This window comes from Flavobacterium sp. CS20 (assembly GCF_018080005.1).
GTDB lineage: Bacteria > Bacteroidota > Bacteroidia > Flavobacteriales > Flavobacteriaceae > Psychroflexus.
Genome location: NZ_CP073015.1, coordinates 1612151 through 1624167, shown reverse-complemented (window position 1 = coordinate 1624167; position 12017 = coordinate 1612151). Strand labels below are relative to the sequence as shown.

11 protein-coding genes are annotated in these 12017 nt (G+C 34.8%); 9 read left to right on the top strand and 2 right to left on the bottom strand.

Translation table 11 applies throughout. The features are described from left to right. Positions 1 to 33: 33 nt before the first annotated feature. The gene (tnpB, locus tag IGB25_RS15170; RefSeq protein ID WP_211064507.1) at positions 34 to 189 is read right to left on the bottom strand and encodes an IS66 family insertion sequence element accessory protein TnpB; all 156 of its coding nucleotides are present in this window, start codon (positions 187 to 189) and stop codon (positions 34 to 36) included. After that, a complete protein-coding gene (tnpB, locus tag IGB25_RS15165; RefSeq protein ID WP_211064506.1) occupies positions 170 to 385 on the bottom strand; it encodes an IS66 family insertion sequence element accessory protein TnpB in 216 nt (71 codons plus the stop codon). Before tnpB (IGB25_RS15165) ends, tnpB (IGB25_RS15170) begins: the two co-directional genes overlap by 20 nt. Positions 386 to 557: 172 nt before the next feature. Here tnpB (IGB25_RS15165) and IGB25_RS07650 point away from each other — a divergent pair, with 172 nt between their 5' ends. The 9 genes from IGB25_RS07650 (at position 558) to IGB25_RS07615 (ending at position 11976) form a co-directional block, all read left to right on the top strand. Next, complete coding sequence (locus IGB25_RS07650) at positions 558 to 1160, top strand: hypothetical protein (protein WP_211064505.1); 603 nt, start codon at positions 558 to 560, stop codon at positions 1158 to 1160. Further along, complete coding sequence (locus IGB25_RS07645; RefSeq protein ID WP_211064504.1) at positions 1138 to 1635, top strand: helix-turn-helix transcriptional regulator; 498 nt, start codon at positions 1138 to 1140, stop codon at positions 1633 to 1635. Before IGB25_RS07650 ends, IGB25_RS07645 begins: the two co-directional genes overlap by 23 nt. A 127-nt stretch (positions 1636 to 1762) precedes the next feature. Then, a complete protein-coding gene (locus tag IGB25_RS07640) occupies positions 1763 to 2290 on the top strand; it encodes a hypothetical protein (RefSeq protein ID WP_211064503.1) in 528 nt (175 codons plus the stop codon). Between the two features lie 40 nt (positions 2291 to 2330). Continuing rightward, a complete protein-coding gene (tnpB, locus tag IGB25_RS07635) occupies positions 2331 to 2681 on the top strand; it encodes an IS66 family insertion sequence element accessory protein TnpB (protein WP_211064502.1) in 351 nt (116 codons plus the stop codon). Between the two features lie 41 nt (positions 2682 to 2722). Next, positions 2723 to 3091 carry a transposase gene (locus tag IGB25_RS14890; protein ID WP_247653445.1) on the top strand — a complete coding sequence of 123 codons (369 nt, stop codon included), beginning with the start codon at positions 2723 to 2725 and terminating at the stop codon, positions 3089 to 3091. Next, positions 3064 to 4206 (top strand): IS66 family transposase, encoded by a 1143-nt coding sequence (locus tag IGB25_RS07630; protein WP_371815980.1) that lies wholly within the window; start codon positions 3064 to 3066, stop codon positions 4204 to 4206. The genes IGB25_RS14890 and IGB25_RS07630 overlap by 28 nt, the downstream gene beginning before the upstream one ends. 24 nt (positions 4207 to 4230) lie before the next feature. After that, on the top strand, positions 4231 to 5253 hold the full coding sequence (locus IGB25_RS07625; protein ID WP_211064501.1) for an IS1634 family transposase: 1023 nt from the start codon (positions 4231 to 4233) through the stop codon (positions 5251 to 5253). A 5-nt stretch (positions 5254 to 5258) separates the two neighbouring features. Continuing rightward, positions 5259 to 5444: a helix-turn-helix domain-containing protein gene (locus IGB25_RS07620; protein ID WP_256437271.1), complete on the top strand. Its 186-nt coding sequence runs from the start codon at positions 5259 to 5261 to the stop codon at positions 5442 to 5444. Positions 5445 to 5559: 115 nt separating this feature from the next. Further along, on the top strand, positions 5560 to 11976 hold the full coding sequence (locus IGB25_RS07615; protein WP_211064499.1) for a LamG-like jellyroll fold domain-containing protein: 6417 nt from the start codon (positions 5560 to 5562) through the stop codon (positions 11974 to 11976). Positions 11977 to 12017 lie beyond the last annotated feature (41 nt).

Below are 12017 nucleotides of genomic sequence, written 5' to 3'. Positions count from 1 at the left end.
AAAAATACGTAAAATATCAGTAATGACAAAGCTTTATACAGCTTTTTGTTGTTCTTTTTGTGTTAAATTTCCTATGGTTATGCCATCAAAAAGTAAGACTAATTGAGCATAATCTAAAATGATACTTCGCACAGATTTTTCATAATCAGGAAGTGTAAAAGTTCCTTTTTCAAGTCGTTTGTAATACAATATAAAGCCACCAGCATGCCGATTGCAAAATCTTTATCTTATTGCGTAGCTTGTTGACAAACAAATAAGCTGTTCCACTAGTTGGGTTTGCTTTAAGTTCTGTTTTTACAATACCTGATAGGCTGTCAAAACTCTTTCGCATGTCGGTTGGTTCTAAGTATAACTCAAATTTGAGTGTGTCATGTAATGTTAACATAGTTGATGTTTTTTAAGACATCAAATCTATGCTCAAATTATTATGTATCAAATATGTAGTTAGTCGGTGGGATACTTTCTACAAACATTCATCTTTAATTTGTATTATTGTTTAACTACTCAAATTATCTATAAGAAAATACCGTTAAGTTAAATATTATCAAAGTCAGAGTATGAAGCTATCCCAATGGTACCAGTTTATAAAGCCCAACTTAAATTTTTTTAATAATGGTTTTTTTGAATTTCCATTTTTAGCTAATTCGCCTGAATTATTTATAGAGTCAACTATAAAATCGCCAGGTAGCAAACACATAATCGAAGACCAAGTCGTTTATAGAAATAATCCTTTCATTAAAGGAGAAATGCACTATCGAGAAATCGATGAAGGATTGTGGCTTACCATTACAAATATAAACTTTAAACATAATACTATAATAAAATCAGATTATGCCAAAGATATACCAAGTGAGCACTATACAATCACCTTTACAATTTTTGAAAGTGAAGTTAAACTTCTAAACACATTTATAGACAAGGTGCCATTCTTTAATAAATTCTGGGGTTTCAAAAAGCCAGGTACCGATGTTGGAGCTAGTTTTTATAAAGGTTCTAAATGCGAATTTTATATTTTCTACATCAGTCCAACCTGGTTAGAAAAACACATACCACTTGATAAGCTGGATGCTGATATTCCATTTAAAAAGTTTTTAGATTCTGATAAAGGTTTTATTTCCTACCAGGATATTGTACCAAATGCAGCCGTACTTGGCTCGTGAAATTTTACACACATTCAAAACATTTAATGAGGATGTGTTTAGTGAAACTATATTAAAAACACAAAGCTTAAGCTTGATTTCCTCTTTTTTTAAAAATGTTTTTGCCGATTTACGACATGAAACCTATCAAGAGAAAGGCGTAATAGATTACAAATTAATAGCAAAATGCGAGAGTATGATAGCCGCTAATTTGTCAGCATCTTTTATAGGGATTGAAGCTCTCGCTAAAAAACTGAATATATCATCTACCAAACTAAAAATGGACTTTAAATCAGTGTATGGAAATACTATTTTACAATACATTATCGATAAAAAAATGCAGTTGGCAATGCGACTTCTTTTAACAACAGAACTTCAAATTAAGCATATTAGCAATCAAGTAGGTTATGATAGTCCTAGTAAATTTACTGCCACATTCAAGAAAAAATACGGAAAGCTCCCTTCCGCTTATCGCCCTGATAGCCCTGCAAGCTAACTTATTGTACTTTCTGTTTTCGACAATTTAAAATCTTAAATTTCATAACTTACTCAAAGCGTATTAGTTACGATATTTTTGACTTCATTTTGGGTGTCCCAGGGTGTCTTTTTAGTAAATTTGCACTGTGTTTGTTCGCAAAAAGAAAAATAAAAGCGGTGTAATTAGCGTCCAAGTCATTGACAAAAGTAGTGGCAAGTATCGCTTATTAAAGACCATTGGCAGCAGTGCTACTAAAATTGAAGTTGACCATCTATATGAACAAGGTAAACAATGGATAAAAAATTATACGGGAGCACAAGAATTAGATTTTAACGATTATAGACAGCACACAGAACTTGTTCTTCAAGGACTTGAAGAAATATCTGTTTATGGTCCGGAACTGCTTTTAGGAAAGCTTTTTAATCAGATTGGGTTCAATCAAATTAATCATGATTTATTTAAGCAATTGGTTCTTGCTAGACTTTGCTACCCTTCTAGTAAGCTTAAGACATCAGATTATCTTTTTAAGTACCAACATAAAGCTATTGATGTTCAAGTTATTTACCGATACATGGATAAGCTTCATAAACAACACAAATCCCAAATACAAGAAATTAGTTATAATCATACCTTGAAAAGTATCCCACCGACTAACTACATATTTGACACATAATAATTTGAGCATAGATTTGATGTCTTAAAAAACATCAACTATGTTAACATTACATGACACACTCAAATTTGAGTTATACTTAGAACCAACCGACATGCGAAAGAGTTTTGACAGCCTATCAGGTATTGTAAAAACAGAACTTAAAGCAAACCCAACTAGTGGAACAGCTTATTTGTTTGTCAACAAGCTACGCAATAAGATAAAGATTTTGCAATGGCGTACTGGTGGCTTTATATTGTATTACAAACGACTTGAAAAAGGAACTTTTACACTTCCTGATTATGAAAAATCTGTGCGAAGTATCATTTTAGATTATGCTCAATTAGTCTTACTTTTTGATGGCATAACCATAGGAAATTTAACACAAAAAGAACAACAAAAAGCTGTATAAAGCTTTGTCATTACTGATATTTTACGTATTTTTATATCGTGATGACGTATCAAGAATTACTCAAAAAAAACGAAGAAAACAGCATTTTTATAAAAAATCTAAAAGCAAAAAATGCATCACTACAAGCTCAATTAGATCAGCTTGTAAAACTCATTAACGGCTTCAAGTCTGAACGCTTTGTTTCTAATGAAGTATCTAATGAGCAATTCAATCTGTTTTCAGATACCAACCAAGAGATAGAAGCGTCAGAAGAAGAACCATCGCAGACTATAACTTACAATCGTAAGAAGAAAAAACACCATGGGCGTAATAAACTACCTGAACATCTACCAGTAAAAGAAGTTATCATTGAGCCAAAAGAAGATACAGAAGATTTGGTGAAATTGGAGAAGAAGTTTCAGAAACCTTAGAATATACCCCAGCAAGCTTAATAAAAAGACGCACGATACGACCAAAATGCGCCAATAAAAGTAAGGACAAAATAATCATAGGTGAGTTACCTACTCGTCCTATCCCAAAATCAATAGTTGAAGCTTCCCTGTTAGCCTATATATTAACGGCTAAATTTGTTGACCATTTACCTTTATACAGACAAATTCAACGTTTCAAAAGAGAATTTGGTTGGGAAGTAGCTCAAAGCACAATGTGCGATTGGGTTGATAGCTGTTGTCAACTATTAGATCCGCTATACAATACCTTAAAACAAAAAATATTAGAATCCGATTACATACAAGCAGATGAATCCCCGATTAAAGTATTAGACAAAGACAAAAAAGGAAGCACCCACCAAGGTTACCAATGGGTATATCGCAACCCCTTGCAAGGTCTTGTATTATTCAATTATCACAAAGGACGTGGGCAACACGGTTCTAAAGAGATATTACTCAATTACCAAGGCTATTTGCAATGCGATGGCTACCAAGTATATGATAAAATTGGGCAACAACAAGGTATTACATTAGTAGGATGTTTGGCACATGCTCGAAGAAAATTCTTTGATGCAAAAGACAATGACTCAACTATAGTAAATAAAATTCTTGAACAAATTCAAAAAATATATCTCGAAGAAAGAGAAATAAAAAAAATAGCAAAAGAAGACTTAGCACTCAAGCAAAAGTTACGAGAAGAAAAAATAGCTCCAAAACTTGAGCAAATAAAAACTTGGATAGAAGCACAAAGCATAAAGGTATTACCTAAAAGTGCAGTAGGTAAAGCTATGAGTTATTACCTCAATCAATATCCAAAAATAAAAGCCATTACATTAGATCCGAGATTAGAGTTAGACAATAATCTAATTGAAAACGCCATACGTCCGCTTGCACTAGGAAGAAAAAATTATCTTTTTGCTGGATCACATAAGGGAGCTCAGAACATTGCTATAATGTACTCTTTATTTGCAAGTTGTAAAATCAATAATGTAAACCCACAAGAATGGTTGAGAGACGTACTTGAAAAAATACCAGATTATAATATTCAAAAACTTGAAGAATTACTCCCTAATAATTGGATACAAAATCATAAATAACATGTAGTTGCTCGTGGGGATACCTTGAAAATACTAGATGGAACAATAAATGTAGTATTCTATGATGTTACCACTATTTATTTTGAAATTGATAACGAAGATGAATTACGCAAAACAGGCTTCTCTAAAGAAGGCAAACATCAAAATCCGCAAATTGTACTAGGGTTATTAGTTAGCAAAGATGGTTACCCATTGGCTTACGATATTTTTGAAGGCAATAAATTTGAAAGACACACCATGCTACCAGTAATTGATAGTTTTAAGAAAAAATACGGATTAGATCAATTAGTCATCATCGCTGACTCTGGGCTACTTTCTTCTAAAAACATAGAAGAACTTCAAAGCAAAAGTTATGAATTTATTCTTGGAGCTAGAATTAAAAATGAGAAGTCCTTTATAAAAGAAAAAATATTAGCTTTAAAACTTAAAAATGGAGAGAGTGCAGTTGTAGAAAAAGGTAATTTGAGACTTATCATAAGCTATTCCGATTCAAGAGCCAAGAAAGATAAGCACAATAGAGAAAAGGGATTAAAGAGACTGGAAAAGAAAATTAGATCAGGAAAACTAACCAAGTCAAGTATCAATAACAGAGGTTACAATAAATATCTAAAACTTGATGGAGAGCTAAAAGTTTCAATAGACAAAACAAAATTTGAAACAGATGCAAAATGGGATGGTCTAAAAGGCTATATAACTAATGCTAAATTGAATAAAAATGAAATTTTAGAGAATTATAGTCATTTATGGAAGATTGAAAAGGCTTTCAGAATAGCTAAGACAGACTTGAAAATAAGACCAATCTATCATAGAGTTCAGCGTAGGATTGAAGCTCACATTTGCATAGCTTTTGCAAGATATAAAATATACAAGGAACTAGAAAGGCAACTCAATGAAAAGAAATCTTCATTAAGTCCTGAGAAGGCTATCAACATAGCAAAAACAATTTATGCGGTAAAAATAAAACATCCAATAACAAAAGAGATAACTTATCTAACTCACATCAAAAGTGAAGAGCAGAAAAAAATTGCAAATCTATTCGATTTTTGATTTGGGTGTCCCAGCGACGAAAACAGGAAAAAATGCAGTTGGCAATGCGACTTCTTTTAACAACAGAACTTCAAATTAAGCATATTAGCAATCAAGTAGGTTATGATAGTCCTAGTAAATTTACTGCCACATTCAAGAAAAAATACGGAAAGCTCCCTTCCGCTTATCGCCCTGATAGCCCTGCAAGCTAACTTATTGTACCATAAGTTGAAATATGTCCGAATGGGCTATTGATTTGTCTGAATGGGTTATTAGAATGATGTTTAACAAAGTAATTTTGCTTCATAAATAATTAAATATAAAATTATGAATCGAAAACTTTACTTTTTTATGGGTATGCTATTTATGGCGCTTACCTCTTTTTCACAAATATTAGATCAATCCAATGCTCCAGAAAGCATAGGAGGTGGTACTTTTACTGTAAGTTCCAACAACAATGTTGGTCAATCATTTACAGCTGGTATTACTGGGGATTTATCTCAGATTAACATTAGGTTAGGAGATTTTTCAGATAACTTTATACACAGTGACTTACAGTTGAGGATATTGTCTGGTGATGGATATGCAGGTACAATTTTAAATACAACCACTATAGAGATTTTAACAGTAGTGGATCAATACACATATCAAGAAGTGGTTATACCTCTTTCTGAAAATGTTCCTGTTATAGCTGGAAGCACATACACCTTAGATTTACAATTCTCTGGTAATGTTGGAACTCAAGGCGTTGGAGGAAGTGTAGGTCCTTACCCAAACGGTGTTATTTACAATAATAATTTTCCTTTTGGTGCATATGATTTGTGGTTTAAAACTTTTGTAACTGTAGACCCATCGACACATTTAAATTTTGATGGCGTTAATGATTATGTTCAATTACCTGATGTATCTGAGCTTTCGTTTTCAGTTAATTTGACCGTTGAATTTTGGATGAAATCGATTGCAAATCCAGGTAATTTTGAAACATTAGTTGTAGATGGAGAAGCTGGATTCGGGTTGTTATTAAATGTTAATGGTGGAATTATGCTTGGTGCTGGAGGACAATTTATAAATTCAACATCTACTGTAACAGATGGAGAATGGCATCACGTTGCAGGAACATTTTTTTTATATGGAAATGAAACATCATTAAAATTATATATAGATGGTACACTTGACCAATCTGCAATATTAAATGGTCTCTTAGTTTTGAATGATCCTTCAAGTCCAGTTTTTATAGGTGGTAGTGATAATGGTTTAGACTTTAATTTTACTGGCTCTATGGATGATTTGCGTTTTTGGAATACAGCACGTACAGCCTCAGAAATCTCTACTAATATTGAATGTGAGTTAACAGGCGGTGAATCTAATTTAGTAGCTTACTATAATTTTAACCAAGGTTTAGGTAGTCAAGATAACTCAAGTATAACATCTTTGACCGATGAAACCGCTAGTGGTCTTGATGGCGTTTTAACAAATTTTGCTCTTACAGGGACATCTTCAAATTTTTTAACTGATGCAGACATCTCTTCGCCTTCAGAACCAATAGTTACAACACCAGTAAATTATACTTTAGGTGATACAGCTACACCACTTACAGCTACAACAAATACTTCTTCTTTGGTCTGGTATGATGTGATGACTGGAGGCAACGCTCTTGCTGGTGCTCCAACGCCAAGTACTACTGCGGTAGGAGAAACGTCTTATTGGGTTTCTAGTATAAATTCAAGAGGTTGCGAAAGTGTAAGAACAGAAATTGTGGTCAACGTAAATCCTGTACTTCCTGCCACCCATTTAAATTTTGATGGTGTTAATGATTATGTAGAATTAACAAGTGAATCAAGTTTTGATTTTACGAACCAAATGACGATTGAATTTTGGATGAAATCTGACTATAACCCAACGCAATGGGATGCAATAATAGCAAAAGGCGACGATAGTTGGCGTATTGCTTTAAATCAAGACGGCACTTTAAATTTTGCAGGAAGTAATGCCTTTGGTGATGTCTCATCAGTAAGTAGCGTAATTGATAACAGTTGGCATCATGTGGCAGTTACTTATAATAATGTAGAGGCAATCATTTACATAGATGGTATTCAAAATTCAGCTGTTACAGGTAGTGGTACTATCAACAATTCAACTTATCCAGTTAGTATAGGCGAAAACCTTCAGGCAACAGGAAGATTCTATCAAGGAAATATTGATGAAGTTCGGATTTGGGATGTCGCTAGAACTGCTGAGCAAATAGAGAGTTCAAAAAACTGTGAAGTAGAAGGTAGTGAAGTTGGATTAGTAGCTTACTATAAGTTTAACCAAGGTTTAGGTAGTCAAGATAACTCAAGTATTACATCTTTGACCGATGAAACCGCTAGTGGTCTTGATGGTGTTTTATACAATTTTGCTCTTACAGGGACGACTTCAAATTTTTTAACTCAAGTAGTGAATACTGTTGTGAATCCAATAACAACCCCTACTTTTGACATTGCAGATATTTGCGTTGGAGAAACCCTTGATGCTTTGCCTACCACTTCGCAAAACGGTATTACAGGTACTTGGTCTCCTGTATTAAATAATTTGGCTACAACCGAGTATACTTTTACACCAGATGATGGACAATGTGCTTCTCCAACAACTCTAGAAATTGTAGTCAATGAATTGCCTATTATTACGGTCAATGACACTGAAAGCAAATGTGAATTTGGTAGTCTTATGTTAGAACCTACGGTAACTAATCCAAACGCACAAAGTGCTGTTGGTTTCGTGGGAGATTTTGCAGAAGATAATTGGACGCAATTTGCACCAGCTATTTCAAATGGTAGTATTACCTTTAGTGAAAGTAGTGTTACGATGATAGCTAGTAACACAGGCTCTGGCAATACAACGCCTAATTCTGCTAATATTACAATGCCGTACAATGCTACAGTATCTTTTGATTGGAATTATTCATCTGGAGATATTGCAAGTGGTGACTTGCCTTTAGTTGGAACAAACTCTGGCGATTTATCCTTGTTTAACGGTTATTCTACAGAAGGATCTTCATCACAAAGTGGAGTTCATAGCATTAGCATTCAAGCCGGAAATAATTTGATGTTAACCATAAATTCAAACGATACCAATGGTAGTTCAACAGTAACTATTTCCAACTTTCAAGTTACGCCTAGCAATACCTATTTATGGGAAGCCAGCAATGGAGGTGTAATTTTTGGAGCGACAGATGAATTAAATTTATCAGTTGATGAGGCTGGTACTTATACACTTACTGTAACCAACCCCAGTGGTTGTTCTACTTCAAAATCAATTGATGTTAGTGTAACTGAATCTCCTGCTCCAGTTGCAGACGCAAATCAAGTATTTTGCAGTGGCGCAACAGTTAGTGAATTACAGGCTGAAGGCGAAAATCTAATCTGGTACAATTCAAACTTTGATGAGTTAATTAGTACAACTGAAGTTTTGAGCGGCACTTACTTTGTATCACAAACTGTCGATACTTGTGAGAGTGAAGTTACTGAGGTAACTGTAACTATAAATGAATTACCAGCGGCACCAACTTTATCGACGCAAGAATTGTGTTTTGAAGCTATCGTTGTTGATTTACCTGTTTCAGGAACAAACAATGTTGTGTACAATTGGTATGATACAGCAACAGGAGGAACAGCTCTATCTAACGATACCGCTTTATCAACAGCCACATATTATGTTTCTACTTTTAATGAACTCACATTTTGTGAGAGTGAAAGAAGCAGTGTTCAGGTGAATGTAAATGCTGAAATAACGGCTACAGTTGTTTCGCAGGTTAATGTTTCTTGCAACGGTTTTAATGATGGTTCAGCTACAGTTGAAGTTTTAGGCGTTACACCACCTTATACTTATGAATGGAGTAACGGAACTACTTCACCAAATTTATCAGGGGTTGTTTCTGGGGTTTACACCTTAGCGGTAGTAGATGCCAATGGTTGTGGTACTTCTCTTATTGATAATACACCTGTTGTAACTGTTACCATTACAGAGCCTGCACTAGTGGAAGCACCAATTGTAGAAGATCAAACATTCTGTGGCAACACTATTATAGCAGATTTAGAAGGCGAAGGCAATATGCTTACATGGTATTTAGAAGTAGATGATATCGATGCTCTTAGTCATACAGCAAATGTTACCACTGGAACTTATTACGTATCACAAACTGTCAATGGTTGTGAAAGTGAAAGAATTTCTGTTGAAATAACTGTGAATGAAAATCCATCTGCTCCAGTAGCAGAAGCAAATCAAGTATTTTGCGATAGTGCAACAGTTAGTGAATTACAGGCTGAAGGCGAAAATCTAATCTGGTACAATTCAAACTTTGATGAGTTAATTAGTACAACCGAAGTTTTGAGCGGCACTTACTTTGTATCACAAACTGTCAATACTTGTGAGAGTGGAGTTACTGAGGTAACTGTAACTATAAATGAATTACCAGCGGCACCAACTTTATCGATGCAAGAATTGTGTTTTGATGCTAGCGTTGCAGACTTACCTGTTTCAGGAACAAACAATGTTGTGTACAATTGGTATGATACAGCAACAGGAGGAACAGCTCTATCTAACGATACCGCTTTATCAACAGCCACATATTATGTTTCTACTTTTAATGAACTCACATTTTGTGAGAGTGAAAGAAGCAGTGTTCAGGTGAATGTAAGTACTGAAATAACGGCTACAGTTGTTTCGCAGGTTAATGTTTCTTGCAACGGTTTTAATGATGGTTCAGCTACAGTTGAAGTTTTAGGCGGTACACCACCTTATACTTATGAATGGAGTAACGGAACTACTTCACCAAATTTATCAGGGGTTGTTTCTGGGGTTTACACCTTAGCGGTAGTAGATGCCAATGGTTGTGGTACTTCTCTTATTGATAATACACCTGTTGTAACTGTTACCATTACAGAGCCTGCACTAGTGGAAGCACCAATTGTAGAAGATCAAACATTCTGTGGCAACACTATTATAGCAGATTTAGAAGGCGAAGGCAATATGCTTACATGGTATTTAGAAGTAGATGATATCGATGCTCTTAGTCATACAGCAAATGTTACCACTGGAACTTATTACGTATCACAAACTGTCAATGGTTGTGAAAGTGAAAGAATTTCTGTTGAAATAACTGTGAATGAAAATCCATCTGCTCCAGTAGCAGAAGCAAATCAAGTATTTTGCGGTAGTGCAACAGTTAGTGAATTACAGGCTGAAGGCGAAAATCTAATCTGGTACAATTCAAACTTTGATGAGTTAATTAGTACAACTGAAGTTTTGAGCGGCACTTACTTTGTATCACAAACTGTCAATACTTGTGAGAGTGAAGTTACTGAGGTAACTGTAACTATAAATGAATTACCAGCGGCACCAACTTTATCGACGCAAGAATTGTGTTTTGAAGCTATCGTTGTTGATTTACCTGTTTCAGGAACAAACAATGTTGTGTACAATTGGTATGATACAGCAACAGGAGGAACAGCTCTATCTAACGATACTGCTTTATCAACAGGAACATACTATGTTTCTGCTTTCGATGAGCTTACATTATGTGAAAGTCAAAGAATGAGTATTCAGTTGAACGTAAGTTCAGAACTAACAGCTACATTAATTTCACAGATTAATATTTCTTGCAACGGTTTAAGTGATGGCTCAGCTACAGTTGGAGTTTCAGGAGGCACAGCTCCTTACACTTATCTTTGGAGTAACGGTTCTACTTCTTCAATGTTATCAGGAGTTCCGTCTGGGGTTTATAACCTCTTTGTTACAGATGCTAATGGTTGTGGAAGTACAACATCAGTTATGGCTACTGTTACCATTACAGAGCCTGCACTAGTGGAAGCACCAATTGTAGAAGATCAAACATTCTGTGGCAACACTATTATAGCAGATTTAGAAGGCGAAGGCAATATGCTTACGTGGTATTTAGAAGTAGATGATATCGATGCTCTTAGTCATACAGCAAATGTTACCACTGGAACTTATTACGTATCACAAACTATCAATGGTTGTGAAAGTGAAAGAACTGCGGTTTCCATTTTTATATCTATAGTTCCAGACGCGCCAATCGCTGAGGCACAAATTTTTTGTGGAGCCTCCACAGTGGCTGATTTAGATGCAATTGGTACGGACTTAAGCTGGTATACCGATGTCAATACTCCTTTTTCTCTAAATCTTTCAGAATCTATCAATTCAGGAACGTATTATGTTTCAGAGACTAACCTTGATGGTTGTGAAAGTGAAAGAACTGCGGTTCAGGTTACAGTAAACTCAGTTCCAGAGCCAACAATTAGTTATAACAGCACTACTGAAAGTTTAGAAACCGGAGTTTTCGATACTTACCAATGGTATTTTGAAGGTAATTTAATTGAAGGTGCAACGGAGCAAACCTACCAACCAAGCGTAAATGGGATTTACACCGTTGTTGTAACCAACAATAACTGCGAAAACAGTTCAATTGAGTTCGACTTAACCACCTTAAGTGTTAAAGATTTCAAGGTTAACATTGGTTTATATCCAAACCCTGCAAGTAGCGAAATAACGCTAAGCTACAATGGAGTTGACACAAACCAAGTAAAATTATATATATATGATATAACTGGTAAACTAATAAGTACAAGTCCTATTAACCAAACGGTTCAAACTATAGATGTAAATAATTTAATGGATGGAGTTTATCTGTTCAGATTCATCGGATCACGCGTCAATCAAACCCAAAAAGTGATTATTAAAAAATAGTTATAGGCTACTATAATCTTTAAGCACATTAAACCTGCCAG